Raw genomic sequence first — 25,853 nt, 5'->3', positions numbered from 1 at the left:
ATCAGTTATTCATTCAATAGAGTGATGAAATTTTAAATTCCTCTTTGGTATACCTTTTTAAAGCAAGCTTCTACTCCTTCTTCTTCAACGAACCTGCGCCGATAGCACAAGAAGCGATCGTTCTCATTGAACAATCGCCCTTAGTAGTTGAATAAAAAACCTTAAAACATAAAATTTATGATGCCATAACACAAGAAAAGCATTTCAATATACGGTAAGGTATTGCGCTATTACACTATTTCGATATAGCCTTCTGTGCCATGTACGCGAATTCGTTGTCCGTCTTTTATCAGTTTGGTCGCGTTCTCCACCCCGACAACTGCAGGTAAGCCGTATTCACGTGCGATAACTGCTCCGTGGGTCATCAGTCCACCCACTTCGGTGATTAGGCCTTTGATGGATACAAACAATGGTGTCCAGCTAGGGTCAGTAAAGGCGGTAACTAGTATATCTCCCGCTTCTAAAACTGCCTCTTCCATGTTTAAGATAACACGTGCTCGCCCCTCTATCACTCCCGAAGATACAGCTAGACCTACCAAAGCTTCGGCTGGGAGATTGTCTCGTTTGTATTCACCTACAATGATTTCACCATCAGACGTGATCACACGTGGTGGCGTTAGTTTTTCATAAAATTTGTACGAGGCTTTTCGTTGGCTGATGATTGGGTAATCCAGTTTGTGTGTACGTACGACTTCGTGAAGTTCTTCAAAAGTGAGATAGTAGATATCGTCTATTTCCTGAATAACGTTGGCTTGTACGAGTTGTTCAGCTTCTTTCAGTAAAGCCTGCTTATAAACGAAGTAGCGATGAACCATGCCGTATTTTGGATATTCTCGATAACCGATGAAATTGCGGATGAGGTCGATCATTCGTTTTGTTTCTTTTGCTTTTTGTTCGCCATCCGGTAATTGCTTCAATCGATCTAAAAGCTCTTGTTCTTTTTTCAACGCTTCCTGTCGCCCTTGCTCAAATTTCTGCTTGCTCGCATTGGGCTCAAAGATTTTGATATTATTTAGAATCATTGGGACCAGTGTCGTTGGTTTTTCGTGCCAACGCGTTCTAGTAATATCGATTTCTCCCGTACAGCGCATGCCGTATTTGTTGAGGTACTCATAGATCGCGTCTTGGGCTTCCTGTCCACCCTCAAACTGAAGCAGTTCATCCAAAAAGTCATCATCTTTTACTTGTTGTAAATAAGCAACTACGTCTGGATAAGGACGAATGACATCTGCGACATCCAATAGTGCCAGACCCATCTCCGACGTAATATTGTTTGGTACGGATTGAGAAAGCGTATCGGCTGCGTTTTTTTCACCTAACCACTCGTTCATTTTTTCATTGATCCATGTGGAAGCATGCATAGCAGCCATAATGACACCCAAACTTTGCGGGTCAAATAGAATCTTCTTAAATTGCTGGAGATCTTCAAGAATAAAATCAAATAAAGCTGATCCTGCTTTCGTTTGGATGTTTTGTTTTAGCTCTTCTATCGATGTTTGACTACGCTTAATCAAATCAGAAACGATGGTCGGATCGTAGTCGATAGGTGCTTGAACACCTGCGGACGGCATACTTTTATTGTTGCTGTTGGGCATCGTATCAGTTGGTACCGATTTGATGAAATCTCCTCGCGCGATGATGGTCGTAAGTGCGTCTTTAATGAGCGGATCGGATTGTCCCAATCTTGCTAATAACATTTCTCTGCTAGTAGGTGAAGCCAGACCTTGTGTGATATCCACAAACAGCCTTCCACCAGCTGTACGCATAGGTGCAGGCGTCGTTAACAGGTAATAAGACAATCCTAGCGGTTTCATGGCATCGGTCATCATTTGTTGGTGACCGACAGAGACGTAAACGTGATTTTCTTGATCATGCACTTCCGGGATCGGGTATAAAGTAGTGATTGGCCGACTTTGGACAATATAAAATGTGTCATCCACCAAACACCATTCGATATCTTGTGGGGTACCAAAATAAGCTTCAATCTGTCTGCCTATGCGTGCTAATTGTAAAATTTGTTGATCCGTAAGTGTTTGCGTCTTTTGCTGCTGGGGATCGATCTGCTGGGTTACTGTTCCGCCTTCTTGTAGGCCATAGATAGCCAGTTTTTTGGTGGCGATCATCTTATCGACGATTGCCTCATCCTGGACTTTATAACAATCGGCAGATACCAAGCCAGAGACCAGTGCTTCTCCAAGTCCAAAACTGGCATTGATGGATAGTATTTTTCTGTTAGAAGTCATCGGATCAGCGGTAAATAAAATCCCTGAAGCCTGTGGGAACACCATCTTTTGAACGATAACGGATAGATAAACTTTACGGTGGTCAAAGCCCTGTTGCATACGGTAGATGACCGCGCGATCCGTAAAAAGGGAAGCCCAACATTTGCTGATATGCTGCAGGATGGCTTCTTTGCCGATGATATTTAAATAGGTGTCTTGTTGACCCGCAAAAGAGGCATGTGGTAAGTCTTCAGCAGTCGCACTAGAACGCACGGCAAATGCCTGTTCAACGCCATACTGGGAGTGATAGTAAGTCACTGCTTCCACAACATCGGCAGGAATTTCTACGTCCATAATGAATTGTCGAATCTCCCTGCTGATTTCACCAATTTGCTTGTGGTCTTCTACTGTTAACATCGTGAGCCGATCCAACAAAGCTTGATACATTTCGTTGTGTGCGATGGCTTTTTGATAGCCCACGGTTGTCACACAAAACCCTTGTGGTACTTGTATGCCTTCTATTTTTGATAATATCCCTAAATTTAACCCTTTTCCGCCAACAAGCATAAGCTGCGTTTTGTCCATTTCCTGAAAACCGAGAACCAAAGAACTCATTCTACATCGCTCCTAACCATTACATTACATTTCATTTATTTTCCTTGTTACATATATACCTCTCAACACTTCTAAGTAAAGTTCTTATGTAGTTTAGCAGTAGAAAATGAGAATAAATAGTCTATTTTTACTATTTTTCATGTGCTATAATAAATACAGGAATAGAATTCGTTTGATTTTTAGAAGAAATAGCAGGTTTTTATCATATTTTCACCTGATACCCGGTTCATCCCCTCGCAAGTAGCCCACAATAAATAGGGTTAAATTCAACTTTTCCATCTATTCTACTTTCCTGCTAATAAAATAGCGTATACAAAAGAGCGTTAATTCCTTTTGGATTAACGCTCAAAATAGTTTTCAAGTACATAAATATTATCTTATCTAGTTATTAGCAAATATTTTTTTATTTTTATAAATAATAAAGCTAACCATTGCCAGTAATACTGAAGAGACAACAAAAACTGTTCTCACACCAAAGAAGTCTGCTATCATCCCCACTATTAAAGAACCAATTCCAAATACTGCAGTACCTATAGCACTTAATGAAGTATATACCGTAGACAATTTTTCAGTTGAAACACTTGTTTGAATTACCGTTTGTTGTGGAATGTTTTTTAATTGCCAGAAAAGGCCCACAAGAAATGATAATAGTAAAGCGATCATTGGAAAACTATTTAAACCAAACATTAACGTTACGAAAAACCCTGCCAACGATCCGCCGAAAATAAATACGCCTATTTTTTTCTCAACAAATGCGGAGTATTTAATGCAGTAAATGCTTCCCACTATTAATCCTAAAAAGAAAGCTCCGTTAATAAATCCCCACCATTTTTCATCGACATGCAAAGCCTCACTGACGAATACGTATAAAATGGCAGCAATCCATACTGTTCCAGCGATCGTTTCCAGAAATTCGACCTTTGCAATCTTTCTTAAAACGGGCGTATTTGATAAGGTTCTCCAACCTTCTTTGATCATTTCAATTTTCCCGTTTGGATGGTTCGGATGATGCTTCACATTCGCCATTGTACTTAACAAAAGGCTTGCTATCACAAATAATCCTCCCACGATCCAAAGGAGTTGCTGGGCACCAAGGATAATTAAAAACATACTTCCTAAGAACCACATCGTTGTCTGAATAAGCTGCGTGACCGTTTCAGTAAGTCCGTTAGCTTTGAGTAAGTATTCAGGTTCAACGTAGTGAGGAATTAAGGATTGACTTATGGGATTTGCACACCCGTCAAGGAAAGCAATACACGCAATGATAATAAATAATACATATAAGTTTGTGGCAGTTAGTTCTAACATCAAAAAACCTAAAAGGGTCAATAAAATGGTTTTCCCTATTTGTGACCCAGCTAACAACCACTTCAAATTAAAACGTCCTATTAAAATGGGCGTTAGTAAACTGGAGATAAACATAAAAGTACTTATCGTAAATGGCACAAAGGATGAAGCAGTTGCAGAACCCGTTAAGGTAAAAATTGTACTAATAACACTTACTAGATATAGGACATCCCCCATATTCGCAAGTGATTGCCCGATTAATAACAACAAAAAATTTCTATTCAATTTCACTTTCCCCCCATTTGTTAAAGGTGATTTTTTGATGGAGGGATTTTTTAAATTGGCGTATTCATCATTTATTCTCCTTCGTATGCAGATAAATCCGGGGGAATGAATTTATCAAGATTTGTATATAAAATATCGGCTGCTATCATCTTCATTTTTTTCACATTATATCTATAATTCTAATTAATATGAATTTACCCTTTATTTAATTAATCAAATTATTGAATGCTTTTCTTTTTCAAGTAACTATGCAATATTAGCTGAGGATATGATTTTGACACAAGACACCAAAATACCTTGTTAATATTGATTGCAAAATTTTGAAGCCTATACACAACTAAATAGGTAAAAACAACCTATTTTTAAAACAAATTACAAGTATAAATAATTTTAGGATTAAACCGATGTATATTAAAAGCGCAAAAGCTAATCGCAGTAAATAAAGGAGTGATATATTATGAAAGTGGGTTTGAATGGTCCATCTGTTGCTAGCAGAATTCAATTAGACACTATCGGTATGTTGAACAAAATCAATAAAGATGCTATTAGTGCAAGTGCAGGCGAAAAAAATAGTGCTGTTATTTTTAGCAGTTCACCTTTAAAAAAGGACGTGTCAGACGAGACATTAAAAGATTTTACGAATGATTTAGCTCGATTAAAGTTAAGTTTACAAAATAGTTCCGATCGCAATGCTGACAGCAAATTATTAGACGAGTTTATGGCGAAATATAATGACTTCAAAGAAAAAGGCATATTTGGCGGACAGGCAGACGGTCAAAACACCAACCAAATTTTTCAGAACAGCTTTTTAGATTTGGTGGATGAAGTTAATGCTAAACTCGTAAATGAATACGCTCAAAACTTATTTAAGGAAAAGAATGCAATAGCTGATATGACAAATTTTCTTATCAGGGCTTTAGGTATAACAAGTGGGAGTATTGATGTATCTGAGAGGGGCATTTCCCGAATGATGGCGTTATACGAGGAAAGGTTAAAAGACGGTACGTTAAAATCTGATTATGTTGAAATCCTCGATTTGGATGATTTTAATGCCTATCGCGAAAAAACTAAAAAGGTTATAGAAGAAGCTATCAAAGAGCGTGACGCATACGGCGTATTGTTGCAAAAACTTGCCGGATTTAAAAATTCTGTCATCCAAGATTTCAAAGGGAAATAACAAACTGTAATCGATAATCCCAAACCTTTTAAGAAGTTTTTAAGCTCAAATAGTTTGGGATTTTTGAATTTGTTATGAAAATTTAATGTCTGTGTGTAGATGGAAAAGTTTAAATATCAGTTCAATAAAAAGAGCTGCTGATGCAACTCAATAATAGTGTATAAGCGCATCATAGGTGCCCATCTTTACGTGCTTGAATGTACCCGAAATACGTACAAGTGCCATGGCTGGATAAACCCTTTACTTCGAATCCACATGTTTCATAGAATTTGAAATTGTTCGTCGAAGTGTGTACGAACCAATCACCATGCGGAAGCTTTTGAACACATAGTTCCACAAGTATTTTCCCTATGCCTTGTCCACGATACTCCGACAACACAACCAAATCCAGTATATTCGCAGCCATTATTTTGTCGGATATCACTCTTACCATCCCGATCATTTTGTCATGATCCCAAACCGTAAATGCCCAAGTAGAATTCTTGAAGATTAAAGAATACTTTTCTTTCTGCCAAGCTGGAATGGTTTTTGCCCAACCCGCATCTTTAAAAAGCGCCTCAACTTCGTCAGCAGGTACGCCCTCAGTGCCTTCACGGATTACTAGGCCCTTACAATATTGATACATATCCATGTCCCCCTTTACTCTTTCACTGCACCTAAAAGTGAATTATCTTTGTGAAAATAATACCATAAAAAGTAAATTGTTCAGTTTTTTTATAAAATTTTAATGGGAATTGTGTCAATTTTCTGTACAACGAAATAAAAGGATACCTCTATAAGAAAGGTGTGAGTAATGAATGGTTTTCCGTTCAAAAGTAGACTTTTTTCTTTTAACACTGATCTATTTAGTGATTGTCATAATGGGTACGATCCCACTACTCCCTATTTATAAAGAAGCATCATTCTCCACGCTAATGAGGATAGCTGCTTTCTTTCTTATGACAGCAGGTTTTATCATGTGGTACGGCACTTCGATTAAGTACGTTTTCAGTGAAGATTATCTATTAATTAAAGGCGGACCGTTCAAAAGCAAAATTCCCTATCAAAACATCACAAAGATTTCGCCAACGACAGCTGGATTCACGGGTTATCGCATTTCATGGTCTAACCCAGGACTTGAATTAGGTTTGCAATCAGCAACCTTTAGAAGGATAAAGCTTTTACCAAAGGAAAAATTGGCATTTATCACAGAGTTAAGTAAACGATATCCACATACATAGATTCAGCAATTCGAGTAAATGGTGCAATCCAAATTTTTTTTATTGAAAGCGTCTGTACTATACGCTATTCTCTCGTATTCTTCGCAAATGTTTTCAATTCTTTTCTACGCAACTTTATGCTAGTTGTACTGCTCTATTTTTCTCTATGCTATGTGCGGTTTTTTGATTTTTTGTCTATCCAACAGGCACATGGCTAATTGTATTCACTTTCAAATCATAATATAAAGTGTAAAGTGATTTAGCTTTACAAAAAACTCTCCTGTTTTGGCGTATAGGGTCACTTCCACCGAGTGATCCTTTTAATCGTTTTTTTCTTCATATACATATTTAGTTCACAGGGTGAAATGAAATAGAGGTTGATCTACATATCGTGTAGAATCAACCTCTGTTTGTAATGCTATTACTAACAAATTGTTTGTGTAATGAAGGCCCCGTTCGTTTGATTATGCTTTTTAGCGAGTTAAAGGCGTTTCTGGGCGATTCGGGCAATAATAGCAATCCGGGTCACTACATTTTGCTTCTAGCCAACTATTACATGTAGGACAGAAATACGTATCGAAATCATCGTAATATACTAAATTACACTTGCATGTTGAACAAAGTTTGTCTTGTTCAATTTGACCATCAAATTCAAAACCGTCTATTGTCACTTTGCCATGCTTTTCTACCATCTTCATAAAAATCCTCCTCGAAATGATTCCATTCATTTTTATGTAATAAATAACTATATTAACATATATTATTCATTCATTTTAGATTTTTTCAATGCTTTTCTACGTAACTTACCGCCAGCTGTACTACTCTTTTTGGCACAACATCTCAAAGTCTAAGTAATCTTGCTTATTATGCTAAATACAACACCGAAATCAATAATGTTAAATAATAAATTAACATTATTGTCTTTTTTGAATCAAAAAATTAACTTTATCATTTGTGTTTTCAAATTATTGATGTATAATGAAATCGAATCAGCAAAAAGGAAGGGTTTAATTATGGCTTATCAAGTAATCACAAATTGTCCTGTCTGTAGTAAGACACTGAAAATTACAAAGTTGCAGTGCTCTCATTGTCACACAACGATTGAAAATGAGTTTGAATTATCTAAGCTGGCATCTCTATCAAAGGATCAGCTTCATTTTGTAGAGGTATTTTTAACATGCCGAGGGAATATTAAAGAAGTTGAAAAGGAACTGGGGATTTCGTATCCGACGGTTCGAGGCAAGCTCACAGACATTATTTCATCCCTTGGCTATGTGCAGAAGAAGAAAAATGAAGTAGACGAGAAAAAAGTTGTCACGATGTTGGAAAATGGCGAAATCACACCAGAAGAAGCTATTAAGCTCTTAAAAGAAGAATAAGGAGGAATTTATCATGAAAGAGGAAATTACAAAAGTGTTAACAATGATTCAAGAAGGAAAGATTGATGCAGAAAAAGGATCCGAACTGATTCAAGTATTAAAAGCGAAAGAAGAAACAGGGAATCAGCCTGTTGAAAAATCAGCTAAATATTTCGATAAAACATTAAAAGTTCGTGTTGTATCAGCCGATAATGACAACGTCACAGTCAACTTGCCAATAAAACTTGTCAAGGCAGTATTAATGGCTGGACACGGTATTGCAGCGAGTATTCCTCAAGCGGAAAAGTACGTGAAAGATATAGACATAAGCCTACTAATTGAAGCAATCGAAAACGAATTAGATGGCCAAATTGTTGATGTTAAATCGGCAAACGGGGATACCGTTTCCGTCATCATTGAGTAGTGATTTACTTATGATGTATGTAAAAGTGAAAACAAAAGACGTTCGATTTGCCATTCCAATTCCATATGTGATGTTAAACATTGCTATTTCAATTTTGTCTTCAAAACTTTTACAGAAATATGTAAACAAATGGACAAAAGAGTACTTCGAAAGAAAAAAAATAGACTTTACCTTTCCACTAATAGATAAAAAAACGCTAAAGCCGATCGTCAAGGAACTGAAGAATTATAAGGGGATTGTGCTAGTAGATGTCAAAGCGAAGGACGGTACTGAGGTGAAGGTGAGACTATAATTGCGTATAGAATACACCGACCACTGACTAGCATTTTAAGAAAAGGCCTAATTGCGAGAAATTAGGCTTTTTTAAATATGTATAATTTCTTTCATAGCTTCTCCTTGGGATGACCACCATTCTACAATTGCATAATAGTAATCGATATCAGTCAGTATGATAGCTTTCTCGTTGTTCATTGGGAAATCCACTTCCGCCTGACCCGTGTCTTGATGATTAAAATCACCTAATGCACGCACAATTTTCATCTCTTGTAGCACCACTTCTTGCTCACCAACTTGTGCCACCATCTTGAATGAAAAATTGTCCTTCACGTCCTCATCCAATTTGTACTGTAATTCACCGTTTCCAGCGAAAAGCGTATTTCCTTCAATTTTTATGTTATATCCGTGTAAATTCCAATGATCACTCTCACCGTGTAAAGTAGTCAATTGAGGTTGCGAATCTTCAACAATGGAGGGTTCCCCAGGTACACATCCTGTTATAAGAAGCAGCAGTAGCAGTGTAATCATTAAATAGAACGTATTCTTTTTCAAGAAAACTCACCTCTTGTCTTTCTGTAATGGTAGCATATCCTTCTTACACGAAACTGGCCTTGTAATTTGGAAACTAATCTTTATTAGGTGAAATTTTCCCCAAGGTTGAGTAAATTAACTCTCCCGATTTAGAAAACCCGCTAATGTTCACTGGCAATACGAGGGGTCCCTCTCCCCTTTTAATGAAAAATCGCATGCCTTCATACTTTATGAATGACGCATTTTCAAACACATCATCCTGCGTCTCTACAGTTATTATAGTTATTTCAGGATCTGTCACCATGCCAAAATAATAAGCTACATTTTCTTCGCTTTTTCCCGAAGCACTCCAATCCATTTGATCTTCTAATCGAGGTGGGTAGGAAATCGAGGATAAAGTTTCATTATTTTTGAATTTCCATGTGCCAAGCCAATTCTGTTGTAATTCCGCGATGGTTACGGATTGTGAATTTCTAAATATCGCTAACCACTTATCGTCAATTTTTCTAACCCAAAATACTTCCTCTGCAGATTCAGACCATTTTTCAGTAAGGTGTAATACATCATTTTCTGTAGGTTGTTGAAGATGATTGTAGGTGATGAACAACGCTAAAACTATTACTATTAGAATCGTCTCAATCACTAGTTTTTTCATATGAAACCCTCCCATACTACATGCAATCATTAATGTAAGAGTCGTTTAACGCCACTATAAGTTTAAGTACAACTCTTCACAAACTATTTCCCCTTTTATAATAGTGGATTACCTTATGTATAATTTTCTTCAAAATGTGCGGTCATTAAATTTCCCTACCATTGCAATCGATAAAGCCACCATAAAAACTTCCATTATTGAATTATCAGTGGTAAAACTAGCGAAACACTGGTATATTATAGAAATCTTCTACCAATTTTACGAAAGATGGTGCGTTAATGAGTAAAACACTTGAAGATTTACAAAAAGAAATTATATTCGAAGCAAAAAAAGGATACCCAATTTTGCTATCTGGTGCCGTTGTCTTTTTAATTTTCACCCTAATGCACTTCATTGTTCCAATAGAAGCTGTACATTTAATTTGGATATTTGGCTTAGGTGTCATTTTTCCTATTGGAATTTTAATTAGTAAAATTCTTGGTGTTAATTTACACGCTACCGACAACCCTTTAGGCACTTTAGGAGGAATAGTTGCAGCGCCTCAAGCTTTTTATATACCTGTATTTATAATCGTATATATGAAAATACCTGAATACCTGCCCTTCACAATTGGTTTACTTGCAGGTTCTCATTTTCTTCCTTACGTGTGGATTTATAAAAGTAAAGCTTATTTATTTGTTACTTTAGGGACCTGTTTTTCTTCTCTAATCTTAGGTGGCTTCTTTGTGGACCATGCTTTCACTCTGGTACCTTTAGCAATTTCTATTGTGTATGGAATTGGTGTTCTTTTAATTCTAAGAGAACTTAAAGTCAATCTTGTTTAATCACCTGTTACTAGGTGATTTTTTTTATCTACTACCCATTTTCTTTCAGAGATACATTCAATATAGTGATGAAATTTCAAACTCCATTTTGGTATATCTGTTTAAAGTAACCTCCTACTGCTCTCCATTATTACGTTTCTCATTATTTTGAAGGTATATCTTTTTAAGCGTTGAATTGATATTATTCAAACTAATAAGAACAAACCCCAACATCAGAAAGGTGATTAGCTCCCCGGTAAACCAAGCAAATATTCCTAACGTTACAGCATAAAGATAATTACTCATTTCTCCAACCTCCCTGCATTTACATATTTATCTAATGTTACCACGAAAATGCACTTAAATTATTCCCATTCGTTCGTTACTCAACGAAAGTATCAGATATTTAATAGGGTGTGGTATATATTGGGGTACGGAGGGGTCGAATGAAATAGTATAATGAAACGTAATTTAACTAGTTTCGTAAGAGGTGCAGCGCTTGTTTAAAAAGAAAATATTGATGGGACATGAAGAAGATACGCTCCTGGCCATAATCGAACACATGGAGAAAAGTAATGTTCCGTTTGAAATAGGCATCAAAGGCACTTTAAAGAGGCCGAACGATGATTTATACGATGCTTTTTATTGGGTAAAAGCTCGAAAAAAACATGCGGAACAAGTAGAAGCGATTGTTGCGCAATATGTGTCGCAAGAAGATTTGAAGCAATGGTACAAAGTCGCGAAAAAGCAAAGTAGACAATTAGAGAAGAAGGAAAGAATTCGTAATTCTTTGGTGTACTTTTTATACGCTATAGCGATCGTAGCCATTGAAATGGGCAAAAGTGTAGGCGCAGACATCGTTGCTTATATGGGTTGTGTGATGTTATTGATAGGTGGTGCGTTAGTGACACTAAAATATGCAAAAAAGATGAAAAAAGAAACAGGCGATTTGAAAACCACCAATAGGTCAATTATGTTTTTCGGTATCGGTATAATCGTTTATGCCGTTACCTCTATTGCAACTTTACTTCGATTTTAAAGACTTCATTTTGTGCTAATGACTGAGCTATTCCTCAGCCTTTTTAAAAATTGTCCGTATGTATAATGCCAATCTTATTGAATGTAGTGGAGGCTACTCGACTCACACGGGGGAAGCGGCTCGACGTTCACCCATAGGAAAGCGAGTAGCCCGTATCGGATATCGGCTTTTTCTTTTAATAGGATAGGATAAAATTGGTTAATTAACATGGTTGATTTCACAACTGGAAAAGGGAGCCGTTTTCATGGACAAGATAACGTAGTAGAATGTTATTTGGTAAGCTTTACATGGAGTCTGTACAGGCTCTGGAAATAGTAAAAACAGATGTTCAAAAAGGAGAGCCTTTTTGAACATCTTTACTTTATTTCAAAGGAATATTCAGTTCAATTTTCTCTCCAATAGGATTGAAGAAATAGTTGATATATATTTTTGCTTTGCCATCATAATCTCCAAATTGCGTCGTCTCAGTTACGAACTGCGCATCTCGTGAAACATTGATACCTTTAACATCTAACTCCGTACCATCTTCTTTTACAGCTTCAGTTAGCAATAAAGTTTTACCTTGATCCCGTTTATTTATAGTAACTGATACATCTTGCTGCGTTACGGAAATGTCCCAATCGAAGTAATCAGGCTTTGTGAGTACTTCTTTTGTGGCAAAATCAACTTCGATAAAATCCTCCCCCTTTGGAACGGCATGAACAGCTCCAATCATAATCGAGAGTGACTCTGGATCATGGAAATAATTACTTTCCAAATATACCGTAAAATTGCCGTCGCGATTTTTGCCTATTGGGCGATTTCTAATATTTACTCTTCGCTCTCCATCTGGCATCTCGACCGTAATATCATCAAACGATAAAATTTGCATCGTATTCGCTTCGTCTACTTCAATATCGAGTACCATTTTTAATGGAGAACGGCGGATTTTTGTAATCGTAAATTTCTGACCATCGACATTTACAGTACGATTCGCAGTAAAAGTTTTCTCCTTTGCGATTTCGTTTTGTAGTGAAAACGGTATCGAAATTTCAATGTTCCCCTTGTCTTTTTCATAAAAACGAAAAACCACTTTAAAATCCTTTGAAGTATAAGCGAAAGGCTCTGAAAAACTATATTCTACTGAATCAGAGATGTATGTTTGATTTGATGAATTGCTTGTAAATGAACCTCCGCCTTTAATTTCTTCGTCCCCCTGGAACACTTGAACTTCCTTCAAGTGTAATTTCGACATATCAAATGAGGCATTGGCATCATAGTAAAGTACTAATCCTGAATGCTCTGCAATCACACCCTGTAATGTAAGCGATAGACCCTTATTAGACTCCGTCACATTGATTTCTTCATAGTAGTCATTGTCCACAATATCTTGTATCCCTTTATCTCTTCCAATCGCTAATACAATTTCTTTTAAGACAGGTATTTTTGCGATGTGGCTAGCAATCGTAGGAGAAACACGTATTGAAAATAAAAGGCTTAGGCAAAACAAAGAGACTATTGCAACCGAAACAATGCGCTTCTTTGCTCTTTTTTCTCGTTGAACTTTTCGAAACATATCCATCCGAACTTGTTGAAGTTTCTCCTTTGGAACGTCAATCGGTAGTTTACTCATAGCCAGTCCTCCTTTTCTCCAGCGAAGTTTCTAAGCTTCTTTAGTACGTGATGAAGCTTTGACTTTACAGTACCCTCCGGAATTTGATTTAGCTCGGCAATTTCTTTGTTTTTTAGTTGCTGAAAATATTTCATATAGACGAGTTGCTGCTCCGACAAGGATAAATGCTCCAATAACCGCTCCATATCTGAGTAGATGACCCATTCAACTAGGTGATGTTCCTCAATTGAAACGGTTGGTTGGCGTTTTCGTAAATGGTCTTTACAACAATTGATTAAGACGCGCACGAGCCATGTTCTGGCATATTCATGCTGTTGAACGGTATGCATTTTTTTCAGTGCCTTATAAACCAGTTCCTGCATCACGTCTAAAGCGTCTTGCTCATTTTTCATGTATGTAAAAGCCATGCGATATAAAATATCTTCATCCATTTCAATAAGTGAAAGTATCGCTTGATGATCCCCACGAATAGCACGCTGCACGATTTCAAATTCCATCCTTTTCGCCTCCTTCACTCATTAGACTCAGCAATGTTTCATTTCGTTCAAAAATTTTAAAATTATTTAGGAAATCGTCTTACACTTTATTACAATATAATCCTGTCCTAAAAATATAAGTACCTCTGGATACGCGCGACGAATAGCTATATATTTCGGTAACTCAGTGACGAGTTTTTCTATGTATCTATAAAAATCTAGCCTGTTCCCTTTCGCTGTTTCGACAAAGCTCAATCAGATGGTTGTCCTAATAATTATGGGAGTGTAACTAGTGTTATAACAATTATGACACTAATCAAGCAGCTATATCAGTAGCTTTGTGAAATTATAGTTGGATAGTTAGGGATTTGCGTTTAAGATGTTCTTTTGAAGACATAAGTTTTTAATTCCTTCTTCAACTAAACATCCCGTTCATTCAATAAAGAAAAAAGAGAAACAGGAGATCTATCAATACACATCTCCTACTTCTCACGTTAAATTGTTATTTATAAAGAGGATGTTCAACAATAAAGATAATCCAACCATCCTTGTATTCCGCACGAATGTCCCCATTATGAAGCTCAACGATTCTTTTTGATATCGAAAGGCCAAGACCAGTCCCTTGTGCATCCACTCTTGCCTTATCTCCCCTAAAAAACCGTTCAAACATTTTATTTACATCTTCTACGGGAGGGTTTTCCACTCTGTTTGATACTTGTAAAATGGCGGTATTCCCTTTCGATTTAAAAGATATTTGAATATCAGATGGTTTCATGCTGTATTTTATGGCATTCATGAAGAGGTTTTCATAAACACGGACCATTTTTTCTACATCTATTAAAACAGGGAAGTCTTCATCTGTTATCGAACTCTGCACACTTAATTGTTCTTCCTCAAATATTGGCATATATTCGCCAACTATTTGCTGCAATAAACTCGCCATGTCAACTTTATTCAGATTTAATTGGACATCAGGACTGGATAAACGCGTAAATTCAAACAGTTCATCCATTAGGTGTTTTAGTCTTTGTGACTTTGCATAAATAGTTTCAAAATATTCATGAAGTTGATCTTTATTTTCATATTGCTCATTTTTTATTAAATTCAAATAGCCAATAATTGAAGTCAATGGTGTCCTTAAATCATGAGATACATTTGTAATCAGTTCATTTTTTGCCTTTTCTAATTGTCTTTCATGTATGAATTTATTTTCTAACTCTTTTGACATGTAATTAATGTTCTGAGCTAGCTGTGTTAATTCGTCCTTACCTTTAATCTCAATGGTTAGCCCTAGTTTTCCATTGGCAATATGCTGAACCGTTTGGGATATGGATTTTAAATACCTTATTTTCTTCCTTACTAGCAATATAAATATGAAAATAAAAGTTACAATTGCTGTAGACAGCAAAAATATCATCATCAAACTGACTTGTAACACACTGGATTCAATAGTTTCTTGTCCACTAACCAGGTAAAATACAAGTTGAGAAGTGAGGTTTGTTACAACAATTGAAACGACTAAACTAATTACGCTTATTAATAGTAGCTTTACGGTTAGTCTATTCCTGAACGCAATCTTCCTCATATTTTATAGCCTACTCCCCAAATCGTTTTAATATATATGGGCTGTTTGGGATCTTCCTCTATTTTGTTTCTAATTTTTGTAATGTGTACCATCACTGTATTATCAGATTTAAAAAAGTCATCCTTCCAAACTGCCTCATAAATTTTTGCGATACTTAAGACCATCCCTTTGTTTCGAGCAAGAAGTTCTAAAATATCAAATTCTTTTGGCGTCAACCTCACTTCTTTTTTTTGTACCCAAATCTGACGTGTATCTGTATTGATCGTTAAATCATCGATCTCAATTACACTTTTGTCGAAAGATGAATCAGTATTGTATTTTGTATACCTTCTTAATTGAGATTTCACCCTAGCAATTAACTCCAATGGGTTAAATGGTTTAGATAAATAATCATCGGCCCCAGAAGCAAGACCTTTGATTTTATCCATATCTTCTGATTTTGCAGAAAGCATAATGATCGGCATGCTACGTTCTTCCCTAATCTTCATGCACGCTTGAATGCCATCCATTTTCGGCATCATTATGTCTAAAATAATAAGGTCAAACTCATTTTCTTCTAGCATTTTCAATGCTTCAATAGCATCTTCAGCCTTTTGGGTTTGCATACCTTCATTTTCCAAATACACTGCAATAAGATTTCTGATTTCTTTATCGTCATCCACAATTAGTATTCTTGACATTATAAAATTCCTCCGTATGTTTTGTTAACGTAGTGCAGCTAAAGATGTAGGCAGGTGGAAAATTTCTATATTCTCTCTTCACATCTATTTTGGTGAAAAATTGATTAAAGAATGCCTTTTTTATTTTTGTGTATTGAAAAGTAATGAATCGTCCGTCCTTTTTCAAGATTCTTGTGGTATTTAATAAAATCTCATTTGAAACGTTTTTGGGTAAACTCGCAAAAGGAAGACCAGAAATAACATAATCCACATAAGGGATACCGTACTCCTTCAAATATCGTTCAATATTTTCAGCAGATCCATATTTAATGAATACATGATCTTCCTCTTTATATTTTTCTCTCAGCAAGGAATAAAATTCTTTATTATTTTCCACTAATACGATCACTGTCTTAGGTTCTCTTTTTTTAATCAATTTATCTGTGAACACACCTGTACCTGGGCCATATTCAACAATATATTTTGCTGCCTTAAAATCGATTTTTTCAATCATTCTATCACCAAGAAAACTTGAACTAGGAAGAATCGCACCTACTGTTTTTGGATTGATTAGATATTGAATTAAGAAAGATAGTTTTTTCATTTTTATTCACCTCATTGGTTTGAATTGCTAATCATATTTTAGAATTCAAACCTTAAGAAGGAGTGGCGAAAATCCTTAAGATTCCTTAAGGATTCTTGAGGTTAATACAACCCTTTATTTTATTTACCGTATGAATAATGGAACATGCTTTACCAAGTCTCTTTAGCATAACTTATATATATTATTCCCGACTTTGTAAAAACTAGTTTTTATTGTGCTCTCATGCCCCGTTTGTGAAAAACAAAAAAAGAAGCCGTAATAACAGCTTCTTAATAAATGTAAGCACCTGTTAGCCCAATAAGACATACTTATTTAGACAACAGATGTAATAACAATTTTCTTATTTGTTCAAGGATTTTATATTCCTGAAAGAAATCATTATTGGTTTCAATTTGGTATTCAAAATACTTATTTTATTTAATGCAATCGAAGAAGGACCTATTCAACATTTCAATTTGACCTAGTGGGATTCTATTTGTCTCACCTATAACCAAAAGAAGCGATTGCTCTAATTGAACAATCGCCTCCGTTACTTCACTAAGAAATAACCTTTTTTATCTTTTTCCGAACTCAACAATAGAAAAGGATTTCTTAATATTCACTTTTCCATATTTCACCTTAACTAAGCAGCATTCGAGGCTGATTTTAACATCTTACATGTTTGCGTTTAAATCCAATCTTTCCTTTGTCGACTTCTTTTTGAATACTTTCGTAAGCATTTAGGAAACTGCTTTTTTTATTGTCTCGTTTGACTTCTACTATTCCTATTGCCTTTGCGGTCTCGACTGCCTTTTCATGAAGTGGCAAATATGAAACCCCCACAGTATATAGAAAATTATTCATAGCTGATTTCGCTCGTTCTGGCGAATCGTGAATCGTATTTTTCACAATATCAAGCAAAGTCGAGATTTTGCTTTCTGAAAATTCAACGTCTTTTCGATTCCCTAAAAGCCAACAGTAGCAACTCCAGCCCGCTGACATTCTTAGCTCTTCATCACTTGCAATCCATTTATCAGCCACTTCTTGTGCAATATCTGACTCTGATAAAGTTACAGCCACTACATAATCAGACAACATATAAAAATACGCCGAGTCCATCCAACGATCATAATCCGACTCAGTCATAGCTTTTGGGTCTGCAATAATACCTGCGAAGTACATTGCATCGTAGTTCCCCGTAGCATAAAGCTCTTCTGCTAAACTCTGGTTTATTTTTATTTTCTTTGCGATTGGTTTCATAGCGCCTGTAGCCACGCCAAATAGCGGCTCATGCGCACCATTGGATATGTACATCTTTTTAGTTCGTTCCTTGCCAAGGGCTTCAAGCTCCTGCATAACCATTTCTAAATTCATCGTTTAGCACTTCCTTCTTTTTGGAGTTTCCCCCATTTAATTAGCCTATCTAATACATCACCATTATCCTATAACAAACTATCCTTTGTCAGCAAATTTACCCTCAAGCGCAGGAGTGTTATGAATGAATCCACTTAATGCATGTTGGCACTTTGTTCTCGAAGTGGTAGTAAGAAAAACAATCGTCATCATTTGAAGAAAAAATGAATAATGCGTATGAAAAATGATAATCAGTCTATACTATTAAAGATTTCACTTCAAATCCAAGTGACTAGGAGGGTTAACCCGATGAGTGCGATTGATCGTTAACTCAGAAGAACCATCAATACTGAATTAAGCTAAAGTATGGTTGGTCTTAGGATAATCTTAAGATCCAATGCGGAAGCGAGGCAGTGTGTCATGGAGGAGTAACTGTAAGTGCTAATCAAACCCGGAATTCAATTTCCGGGTTTTTTGTTTTGCTTCAACTATACACAAATAGGAAATTCAATTGAGGAAATAAATTGAATATTTTACGTTTTAACAAATGAATTTCCTATAAAAAGCACTAAAGGGAGTGTTTAAAAAACTTTACTTTCAGAACTAGAGGAAGTGATGTTCCTACCTTTTGTAAATATGATTAAATGAATTAGTCACTTAATTGAGTTAGCTATTCGAACTAATGTTTCAGGTGTTGCTGCGTTGGCGACTTTATTATGAATTCCGAGTAGATACTGCAAATTATTTTTTTCAAAGACAAAAAAGTTAAAGAGTCGACCTTCAAAATAAATGGCTTTCGTACCATCTTGAAGTGTATACTCTTTACCATTAAAGTTTAATTTATCTTTGAAGTTCAATTTATTTTTTGAAAGGCGAATGTCAATTTTAAATATATTTTCTCTTATATCTTTATTAACAAACCTAATCTCTAGAGAATCATTCACCTTATAGTTCTTATCTTCGAAAAATCTTCCAAATTGATGTGTGAAAGAAATTGAAGGCAGTATTTCTGGCAACTTTACATTACTTTTAAAATGATTTTCAAATTCCTTAACCGCTTTTTTTACAGATTTATACCCTACCTCAGTGAAGCCATCCTCAAAAGAAGGAGGAGTATCGTTTGGATTTGCAGTTATTGGTCCATAATACAACCCACAAATTAATATACTAAATAAAACCAATAGAAGAGGAATACTTTTTCCCATTTCATCACTCTAAATTATTTTTAGGTTTAGTTTGTCCTGTTCAGTTACAATAATTCCTTATTCTACTATACTTCTGCGTAAGCTCAATAAATTCTATAAAACAGCGTTAATCCTACTTGGATCAACGCACCTCACTAGTTTAACAATACATTATTCAGATGGTTCAAATTCAACTGATTTTGCTTGATACATTTTATGCTTAAACATATACGTGATTTTAACTTCACCTATACTTCCACCTGCTGGAGAAATTTGGCCTCCGATTTTCGCAATAAGTTGATTATCATTTATTTCAAAGTTGATAAGATTGCCAAAGTATATATCTGGAAATAAATGTTCAGGTTCAATTTTTAAAGGTTTAGTATCAATGGTATATTTCTTTTTACCAATACTAATAGTTGCTTTGTTAGGTAATAACTCGGTCTTTACGTTTTTTAACACTATCGCAATTTGGTCATCGACAAGCTCCTTATTAATTTTTTGCTTTTGGATATGGAAAATGTGAACTTCTTGCTCTAATATCCCATTACCAGTACCTTTGGTCAAAATTATGATTAACTCATTTTTTCCATCTTGATTAATGTCTTTATAAATGATTTGAGGATGCCAAGCAGGTTCTGTTGTGTTTATCCAAAAAGGTCTAGAAAAGACGCTACCTTGAAAATCAATTTTAAAATCTGTATATACTCCATTCATCTTTTTTGCAAAAAGGGAAACATCCGCTTTATCTGATTTTGTAATTTCATCATATTCAGTAATCATTGCATTACCTTGTGTTAAAACGACAAAAAAAGAAATGGCAAAAACTAAAATAATACCTTTTTTCATAAGAGAACACCTCATATTTAGTGTTCTCTAGAGTCGGCTGTTTATTCAATTTATCTGCTCCGTTACTTTAAGTAGAGGTTTTTATAATGCCTATATTTTTCTTTCATCTTTTACTTGGGCTATGCTAAATTACATTGTTTTTTTATGTAAATATAAGAGTTGTCGACACACTGACTCTTTTTACGCCACGAAAAAAGACAGCACTAGGCTGCCTTATAAGGGGTTTATTGTAATGAGTTACCACAATGATTACAAAAACGCGCATCTTTCGTATTTTCTTGTTCGCAACTACGGCACGTTAGCACTAATTTTATGCCACAATCATTACAGAACCTTGCACTCATCGGATTTGGTTGCTGACAGTTGTGACAGTTTAACGATAAGGTTGAGGCACTTCCTTGCTGTAACGCATTAGCGATTTCTTTAACGCCTGATGTTGTTTCTTGTGCCAAATAATTAAATGTATCCTTTGCAACTGGCGCATATTCTCGGCTCTGATACTTCGCAACAGACCCACCATAGCCTAGGCCTGACAGTACAAAGCCAATGAAAATAAGAGGTAATGCTACAAAAAATAACCAAAACAAATCCGGCTCATCAAATGGTTGTAGTGTAAAAAAATCTACACCAGCCACTACTATACAGACTACGCCACTGATTAACAGTACAGGTCCTAGCAAACGGAAGAATGAACGTGCTTGTTGATGCTCATCAGGAATAAACTTTTCTTGGCCCATGACCGTCCTCCTTTGTCACACTCAGTTTTTAGACCATACGTTTTCATGCTCTATATGGTTTCAAATGAGCTGGGTTCGTTGAATACGCTTCTTACCAGGGAAGGTACTCTAGTTTGACCTTTAATTTTATATCACTAGGAGGCTCTTCCTCTTCTACTACGAAAGATATGACATAATCGCCTTCAGGGAATCCGTCAAATATCTTGTCATAACTTTCATTACTGCCTAAAACACCATTTGTAACAAGTAGTTCTTTATCTACATTTTGAATTTTGAATAAAAAACTTTCTGTACCAGTATTTGATAATGATAGTTTAAATGGCATATCACCGGAATAAGAAAAATAAGATTTATGATCACCCATTGGAGACGCGATCTCTGCATCAATCACAAGAGGATTAAAACCTCCCATTGGGTCTTGATATTTCTCCATTTCCGTGACATCTAAGATAACAGGTTCCTTTTTTACAACTTCTGTTGATTCTTCCGACACTTCTTTTGACGCTACTGTTGACTCTACTTTTGCAGTTGATTCTTCTGTTGGAGCTGAAAATGCATTACACCCCGATAAGAGTAGAATAAACGTACCTATGTAAGCTAATTTATAAATTCTCATGACTCCTCCTATCTAAAATGACTAATAATGTTAATTGTACCATAAAGTAAAAATTGTTAGAAAGAAGGAAAGCTCTTTGTCCATTCCTTCTTCTCTGCGTGTCTATATCCCAATTTCTTTATACTAATCAAGACTTTCTATCCACCACGAACTTACACTTCTTGGTATTCAATCTGCTCTTTAATGTAATTCGCATCGTTTTTATTGATGGAGAAATAATCGACTTGGTCCCAACTTTCCCCAGAGCGAAGACCAATAACTGCGCCTTCATTAGTGAACCATAGTCTGGAATCAATTAAGACAGTGAACTGCTTCGGACTAATTACTGAAATATGGACATTTGGATTAGCTAGATTTGGATTTGGAATTTTCTCCTTAGTGAGATAAATCATCATTAAGTTATCGACTATTTCTTGGTTTTCTGTGTCTGTAATTACTTTTTTAATATCGATTCGCCCAACATGTTCTTTGTTATCATAGCCAATTTTAATTTCCCGCGAAGCCTCACCAGAGTTTACTTTCCCAATCATATAACCACCCAAAAATACAATTACAATTAAAACAATGAGACTTAAAATTCTTGCTGATTTAACAAAAATCCCCCCTTGAGATTGAATCCATTTCTTCCATTATTCTGCGTTCTGTGATTAAAAATTCTTATACATAAAATCATCTATCATCTATATTTTACCATAAAAATACCAATTCTTTTCTTCAACTAGCCTGCACCCTTAGTTTAATAAAGAAAAAAGAGCTGCCTATGCAACTCAATAATCTCCAAATATCACAACCTAATGAACTATGACTTACTTAACTTCTATTACAAAGGCATAACTCGAACTTCCCTTTTTCCAATGTGCAGAAACACTATAAATATAAACACCTTTTTCTTTTGGCACTACTAATACATTGTCATTTAACGGAACATTTTCCACTTCATCATTACTAAACCATATATATGCGCCCAAAGTATTTTCTTGTGGTTTACGGTTAAATTCTATTTTTAATTCAGCTCCAGGTGATACAACAACGGGTTTAAGTTCTTGATGTTCAATAATACCTGGTGGGGAAATCATATCAACACATCGCGCGTTAATGAGTCCCCTCCAACAATAAGAACTTTGTGCCACTTCTACTGTATTATTTTCAATGGTTATGATTGGTTTAGGTAGTTTAAGGTTAAATACAAAATAAATCCCAACTACTAACACAATTACGGCTAATAAAGAAATTAAAACCTTTTTCATACACTTCCCCCTTATTGTTTCTAAATACACCTTATTCCACTGAACAGCACCGTTAGCCATCCATGTCACAGAAAATGAAAGATTCTTACGTTCTTTCATAGGAGTTGAATAACTGACCTTTCTACTTATATCAAATATAGAATTTGATTCGGCAAAAATATGAATTTTATTTGTACGACTGCCAAACATATCGTTGAATGTCAGTACCCGACTTTGTTGTATTCAACAATAAGCACATACTTTAATCAGAAAAGGTCACAATACAATTAATTAGATAGAATCGTAAAGAGGTGTATTGAAGGAAATGAAAAAGATGTTAATCGTTTTTATACTAACTCTTGTTTGTATTACTACTTACCAAAAAACAATCGTTTCATCAGCAAAACCAACTCAAGACTCTGAAGAACTGAGGTTACAGGATATGCTGATGAACATGCTCTACCCTTATATTCAAAAAGATTTGCATAACATTTATTACCCGAAGATAACAAACGACTTTTCCCCTCAAGTCACGCCATGGAAAATTGAAGTGATTGAAACAAGAAGAGTAAATGGTTTCCGTGGCTTTAAATTGGAAATTACATTCTACATTGAGCCTACGGATGGTGGACACTGGATTTCAGTAGGGAAGGACCGCATGACCTATGAAATTTCTTTTGGACCTGAGGTGAAATTGATCAATCACACGCACTTAAAAACGTATGAATACCCGGCGCCTGAATCATAAATAAGCTTCCACTAACTTTCAACGTTCAATATAAGCCATTTGGCATGAGCGAATAGCCCTTCCTGTTACGGCGCTGTGCGTGCGATTATGTACCTTTTGATAATGCTAATATAGCTGAAACTGATATTATTCAACATTTAATTTATTTGCAATAAAGCAAATATAAGAATTAAATTGTTCTTTCCAATGCTCACAATATTCGGGATTATATATCTTCATATAATCCAAGTAAATTAAAAAACTTTTAAAAGCAATTGTTAAAAATTCTTTTTCTGGCAATGAAATTTCATACTCAAGTGTATTATCATATGAATTTTCAATTTTAAGTCTTAAAAAATTTTCTTCATCTTTTAAAAAGTAAAACATAATAGGATGATTTAAGTCATGTACTTCTGAATAACCGGCTATTAGATAATTTTTTATAAGACATAAATAAGTCTCCCAAGGTTCTGTAGTTGTTATGCAAAGTGGATTTAATCGTTTATCATTATAAATGATTTCAATACAATACCCATTATACATATCTGATAATTTAGAAGAAATCCTCTGCATGTTTACTTCATCATCTATTCTTATTAATTTTACATTATCGAATGGAGATTCCATATCTTCCATATATGTATTAATATTGATCATTTTTCTACGTCCTCCGTTAATTCTAAAATGAAAAAAACAACCCTGTTCTTTAACGAATCGATTATCGAAACATCCATATTATAGAATTTAATGCTAGGCCAACCTGCACCATTAGCACAATCCCCTTCAATCACCGTAACTTTTATAATTCACTCATAAATAACAAAAAGAAGTAACCACCTATAACTATAAACCCTAACAACCAGATTAAAAGTAGCCACCATGCCGTCCAAAAAGCCTTATCGAACCATTTACTATTTAGCCACTTCACGCATTCTCCCCTTTTCTAAGATTGCTATGTAAAATGTTCTTGCTGTACAGTTAAACGAATTGAATGAAAAAAAGTTACATTGGTTATTGGACTATCCTAATAATGGAGTGTTTCTAAAATTTCTTGTGCGATTTCATCAAGTTCTTCTGCAAGTTCATCTTGTGTAGGGGTTTCAGCCACCCTTGTTAAATACGCTTTAAAGTGAACTCTTGATTCTACTGGCAATTCAATAATTAAAAAGTGTAGGATAAACCACTTCCAATTTTCATCATCTGAAGATAAGGCAGCTTGCACATGGGGGACAATTTCCTTGGGGAATGTTAATAGAATCTCCAATATGCCAGGTGCAACGGGCCAGTTCATATCCTTCGTAAATTCGAGGAGGTCTGGCAATAAAGACCTTAGTATATGTCTATCCAGTTTTTTGATCTTTTCAACCTGCTCGACATCATATACATTTCTGGGGAGGAAACTTTCAAGCTTTTCCAAATTCATCACTCCTTTGGTTGTTATACATGGCTATCTATTTAGTATATCAATCCTTATTGTACTAAACTGCATCATTCGTGGAAGAACTATAATCTTTTCGATCATTCAATATCAGTAACAGAAATGTCTCAAGCTTCTCTTCACAACAAAAAGGCAGTCACATCAAGGGTTTGTGCCCTTCTGTTACTGCCTATTTCAGTTGGTATTTCAACTATTACAGTCCTTTCACTTCGATTTCTCCGTTTTTGATAATCACAAGTGAACCTTTATTTAATTCATTCTCAAAATTAAATGGCGCTGAAGTTTTGTTTGCTATCCCTTGGAAAGACGAACAACAGGAATGGCAAAAATTGACCATAAGGTTTTCATCCGGTACTTGTTGAGAAGTAGAAAGAGTAAAAGAAAGTCCATTTTGATCAAAACCAGATACTGTAAAGAGTAGGTGGTCGTTACCGACGAATTTTTCGAATAACTATAGTGTAAAAGGACCATGAGTTATTAGTGGGCTGTTTGTCAATGTACCAAACCCTGTGACTAGTAAAAGGGTTCCTATATCAGTAGATCGACATTGAGGGAGATTAACCAAGGTTGAGTTAAATGTTGTGCTCGGAGTTTCTAATGAAACAAAACTACCTTGAAGGGTACAATTTGGGCAAATATCGGCGATAAACGTATTATTCCCAGCTTGAATATTTATACTACCTGAACAATCGCATTTAGGTATGTCGCATACATCTATTGCTTTGAGTACTTTGGAAACGGGTACAACACCACATGGTATCAAACGACTGTTACACTGTTGCTTGCATAGTTTTTTTAGATGAACTCAAAAAAGCCTCTCCTTTTTTCACGTTTACTAGTAATGGGACTGACCTAATAACATGAGACAAATAAAAACACCTTTCATTGAATAACGGGTATTTAAACCTGAAATAATCAATGTGGAGGTGTTTTTCTA

At 35.5% G+C, this 25,853-nt stretch carries 30 protein-coding genes; 8 read left to right on the top strand and 22 right to left on the bottom strand.

Annotated elements, in window-relative coordinates:
* Positions 1-230 precede the first annotated feature (230 nt).
* Together ppsA and ACIQ2D_RS15160 are read right to left on the bottom strand one after the other, a co-directional pair.
* A complete protein-coding gene (ppsA, locus tag ACIQ2D_RS15165; protein WP_402865437.1) occupies positions 231-2,837 on the bottom strand; it encodes a phosphoenolpyruvate synthase in 2,607 nt (868 codons plus the stop codon).
* A gap of 381 nt (positions 2,838-3,218) precedes the next feature.
* On the bottom strand, positions 3,219-4,415 hold the full coding sequence (locus ACIQ2D_RS15160) for an MFS transporter (RefSeq protein WP_402865435.1): 1,197 nt from the start codon (positions 4,413-4,415) through the stop codon (positions 3,219-3,221).
* Positions 4,416-4,866: 451 nt separating this feature from the next.
* On the opposite strand from ACIQ2D_RS15160, the gene ACIQ2D_RS15155 reads away from it, so the two are divergent.
* On the top strand, positions 4,867-5,586 hold the full coding sequence (locus ACIQ2D_RS15155) for a hypothetical protein (protein ID WP_402865433.1): 720 nt from the start codon (positions 4,867-4,869) through the stop codon (positions 5,584-5,586).
* 169 nt (positions 5,587-5,755) lie between these two features.
* Here the strand turns inward: ACIQ2D_RS15155 and ACIQ2D_RS15150 are convergent, their stop codons facing one another.
* Positions 5,756-6,211, bottom strand: a complete 456-nt coding sequence (locus ACIQ2D_RS15150) for a GNAT family N-acetyltransferase (RefSeq protein ID WP_402865431.1) — start codon at positions 6,209-6,211, stop codon at positions 5,756-5,758.
* A gap of 172 nt (positions 6,212-6,383) precedes the next feature.
* Between ACIQ2D_RS15150 and ACIQ2D_RS15145 the strand changes: the two genes are divergently transcribed.
* Positions 6,384-6,806 (top strand): PH domain-containing protein, encoded by a 423-nt coding sequence (locus tag ACIQ2D_RS15145; protein ID WP_402865429.1) that lies wholly within the window; start codon positions 6,384-6,386, stop codon positions 6,804-6,806.
* 452 nt (positions 6,807-7,258) lie between these two features.
* Here the strand turns inward: ACIQ2D_RS15145 and ACIQ2D_RS15140 are convergent, their stop codons facing one another.
* Entirely contained in the window at positions 7,259-7,483 is a 225-nt protein-coding gene (locus tag ACIQ2D_RS15140; RefSeq protein WP_402865428.1) for a hypothetical protein, read from the bottom strand.
* A 315-nt stretch (positions 7,484-7,798) separates the two neighbouring features.
* Here ACIQ2D_RS15140 and ACIQ2D_RS15135 point away from each other — a divergent pair, with 315 nt between their 5' ends.
* Genes ACIQ2D_RS15135 through ACIQ2D_RS15125 form a run of 3 tightly spaced genes read left to right on the top strand, consistent with a single transcriptional unit; the run spans position 7,799 to position 8,859 of the window.
* Complete coding sequence (locus ACIQ2D_RS15135) at positions 7,799-8,164, top strand: DUF2089 domain-containing protein (protein ID WP_053485903.1); 366 nt, start codon at positions 7,799-7,801, stop codon at positions 8,162-8,164.
* Between the two features lie 13 nt (positions 8,165-8,177).
* The gene (locus ACIQ2D_RS15130) at positions 8,178-8,567 is read left to right on the top strand and encodes an SHOCT-like domain-containing protein (RefSeq protein WP_402865426.1); all 390 of its coding nucleotides are present in this window, start codon (positions 8,178-8,180) and stop codon (positions 8,565-8,567) included.
* A gap of 10 nt (positions 8,568-8,577) precedes the next feature.
* Positions 8,578-8,859 carry a hypothetical protein gene (locus tag ACIQ2D_RS15125; RefSeq protein ID WP_402865425.1) on the top strand — a complete coding sequence of 94 codons (282 nt, stop codon included), beginning with the start codon at positions 8,578-8,580 and terminating at the stop codon, positions 8,857-8,859.
* Positions 8,860-8,930: 71 nt separating this feature from the next.
* On the opposite strand, the gene ACIQ2D_RS15120 is transcribed toward ACIQ2D_RS15125, so the two are convergent.
* Both ACIQ2D_RS15120 and ACIQ2D_RS15115 read right to left on the bottom strand, forming a co-directional pair.
* A complete protein-coding gene (locus ACIQ2D_RS15120; RefSeq protein ID WP_402865423.1) occupies positions 8,931-9,395 on the bottom strand; it encodes a hypothetical protein in 465 nt (154 codons plus the stop codon).
* A gap of 73 nt (positions 9,396-9,468) precedes the next feature.
* Positions 9,469-10,029, bottom strand: a complete 561-nt coding sequence (locus tag ACIQ2D_RS15115; protein ID WP_402865421.1) for a hypothetical protein — start codon at positions 10,027-10,029, stop codon at positions 9,469-9,471.
* Between the two features lie 278 nt (positions 10,030-10,307).
* Between ACIQ2D_RS15115 and ACIQ2D_RS15110 the strand changes: the two genes are divergently transcribed.
* Positions 10,308-10,853, top strand: a complete 546-nt coding sequence (locus ACIQ2D_RS15110) for a DUF7010 family protein (RefSeq protein ID WP_402865419.1) — start codon at positions 10,308-10,310, stop codon at positions 10,851-10,853.
* A 114-nt stretch (positions 10,854-10,967) separates the two neighbouring features.
* Here ACIQ2D_RS15110 and ACIQ2D_RS15105 read toward each other — a convergent pair whose 3' ends face one another.
* A complete protein-coding gene (locus tag ACIQ2D_RS15105) occupies positions 10,968-11,138 on the bottom strand; it encodes a hypothetical protein (protein ID WP_402865417.1) in 171 nt (56 codons plus the stop codon).
* Between the two features lie 193 nt (positions 11,139-11,331).
* Here ACIQ2D_RS15105 and ACIQ2D_RS15100 point away from each other — a divergent pair, with 193 nt between their 5' ends.
* Positions 11,332-11,871 (top strand): hypothetical protein, encoded by a 540-nt coding sequence (locus ACIQ2D_RS15100; RefSeq protein WP_402865415.1) that lies wholly within the window; start codon positions 11,332-11,334, stop codon positions 11,869-11,871.
* 361 nt (positions 11,872-12,232) lie between these two features.
* On the opposite strand, the gene ACIQ2D_RS15095 is transcribed toward ACIQ2D_RS15100, so the two are convergent.
* The 12 genes from ACIQ2D_RS15095 to ACIQ2D_RS15040 all read right to left on the bottom strand — a co-directional run bounded on the left by ACIQ2D_RS15095 (position 12,233) and on the right by ACIQ2D_RS15040 (position 22,772).
* Positions 12,233-13,483, bottom strand: coding sequence for a DUF4179 domain-containing protein (locus ACIQ2D_RS15095; protein ID WP_402865413.1), 1,251 nt, complete (start codon positions 13,481-13,483; stop codon positions 12,233-12,235).
* Positions 13,480-13,980 (bottom strand): sigma-70 family RNA polymerase sigma factor, encoded by a 501-nt coding sequence (locus ACIQ2D_RS15090; protein ID WP_402865411.1) that lies wholly within the window; start codon positions 13,978-13,980, stop codon positions 13,480-13,482. The genes ACIQ2D_RS15095 and ACIQ2D_RS15090 overlap by 4 nt, the downstream gene beginning before the upstream one ends.
* 481 nt (positions 13,981-14,461) lie before the next feature.
* Entirely contained in the window at positions 14,462-15,544 is a 1,083-nt protein-coding gene (locus ACIQ2D_RS15085) for a sensor histidine kinase (protein ID WP_402865409.1), read from the bottom strand.
* Complete coding sequence (locus tag ACIQ2D_RS15080; RefSeq protein WP_402865652.1) at positions 15,541-16,227, bottom strand: response regulator transcription factor; 687 nt, start codon at positions 16,225-16,227, stop codon at positions 15,541-15,543. Before ACIQ2D_RS15080 ends, ACIQ2D_RS15085 begins: the two co-directional genes overlap by 4 nt.
* Positions 16,199-16,807 (bottom strand): class I SAM-dependent methyltransferase, encoded by a 609-nt coding sequence (locus tag ACIQ2D_RS15075; protein ID WP_402865407.1) that lies wholly within the window; start codon positions 16,805-16,807, stop codon positions 16,199-16,201. The genes ACIQ2D_RS15080 and ACIQ2D_RS15075 overlap by 29 nt, the downstream gene beginning before the upstream one ends.
* A gap of 645 nt (positions 16,808-17,452) precedes the next feature.
* Entirely contained in the window at positions 17,453-18,160 is a 708-nt protein-coding gene (locus ACIQ2D_RS15070; protein ID WP_402865405.1) for a DNA alkylation repair protein, read from the bottom strand.
* A 632-nt stretch (positions 18,161-18,792) separates the two neighbouring features.
* The gene (locus tag ACIQ2D_RS15065; protein WP_402865403.1) at positions 18,793-19,344 is read right to left on the bottom strand and encodes a carbon monoxide dehydrogenase; all 552 of its coding nucleotides are present in this window, start codon (positions 19,342-19,344) and stop codon (positions 18,793-18,795) included.
* A 150-nt stretch (positions 19,345-19,494) separates the two neighbouring features.
* Complete coding sequence (locus ACIQ2D_RS15060; RefSeq protein ID WP_402865401.1) at positions 19,495-20,172, bottom strand: hypothetical protein; 678 nt, start codon at positions 20,170-20,172, stop codon at positions 19,495-19,497.
* Between the two features lie 224 nt (positions 20,173-20,396).
* Positions 20,397-20,909, bottom strand: a complete 513-nt coding sequence (locus tag ACIQ2D_RS15055; RefSeq protein WP_402865399.1) for a zinc ribbon domain-containing protein — start codon at positions 20,907-20,909, stop codon at positions 20,397-20,399.
* A gap of 91 nt (positions 20,910-21,000) precedes the next feature.
* Positions 21,001-21,525 carry a hypothetical protein gene (locus ACIQ2D_RS15050; RefSeq protein ID WP_402865397.1) on the bottom strand — a complete coding sequence of 175 codons (525 nt, stop codon included), beginning with the start codon at positions 21,523-21,525 and terminating at the stop codon, positions 21,001-21,003.
* A gap of 152 nt (positions 21,526-21,677) precedes the next feature.
* Positions 21,678-22,055 (bottom strand): hypothetical protein, encoded by a 378-nt coding sequence (locus ACIQ2D_RS15045; protein ID WP_402865395.1) that lies wholly within the window; start codon positions 22,053-22,055, stop codon positions 21,678-21,680.
* A gap of 276 nt (positions 22,056-22,331) precedes the next feature.
* Entirely contained in the window at positions 22,332-22,772 is a 441-nt protein-coding gene (locus tag ACIQ2D_RS15040) for a hypothetical protein (protein WP_402865393.1), read from the bottom strand.
* A 304-nt stretch (positions 22,773-23,076) separates the two neighbouring features.
* Between ACIQ2D_RS15040 and ACIQ2D_RS15035 the strand changes: the two genes are divergently transcribed.
* Positions 23,077-23,499: a DUF3888 domain-containing protein gene (locus tag ACIQ2D_RS15035; protein ID WP_402865391.1), complete on the top strand. Its 423-nt coding sequence runs from the start codon at positions 23,077-23,079 to the stop codon at positions 23,497-23,499.
* Between the two features lie 126 nt (positions 23,500-23,625).
* Here the strand turns inward: ACIQ2D_RS15035 and ACIQ2D_RS15030 are convergent, their stop codons facing one another.
* The 3 genes from ACIQ2D_RS15030 to ACIQ2D_RS15020 form a co-directional block, all read right to left on the bottom strand.
* A complete protein-coding gene (locus ACIQ2D_RS15030) occupies positions 23,626-24,135 on the bottom strand; it encodes a hypothetical protein (protein WP_402865389.1) in 510 nt (169 codons plus the stop codon).
* Positions 24,136-24,277: 142 nt separating this feature from the next.
* Entirely contained in the window at positions 24,278-24,406 is a 129-nt protein-coding gene (locus tag ACIQ2D_RS15025) for a hypothetical protein (RefSeq protein ID WP_402865387.1), read from the bottom strand.
* Between the two features lie 96 nt (positions 24,407-24,502).
* Positions 24,503-24,895 (bottom strand): DUF5071 domain-containing protein, encoded by a 393-nt coding sequence (locus ACIQ2D_RS15020; RefSeq protein ID WP_402865385.1) that lies wholly within the window; start codon positions 24,893-24,895, stop codon positions 24,503-24,505.
* Positions 24,896-25,853 lie beyond the last annotated feature (958 nt).

It is taken from the genome of Lysinibacillus sp. NPDC097287, from assembly GCF_044761695.1.
Classification (GTDB): domain Bacteria; phylum Bacillota; class Bacilli; order Bacillales_A; family Planococcaceae; genus Lysinibacillus.
This window is presented reverse-complemented; position numbering and strand designations above follow the sequence as displayed.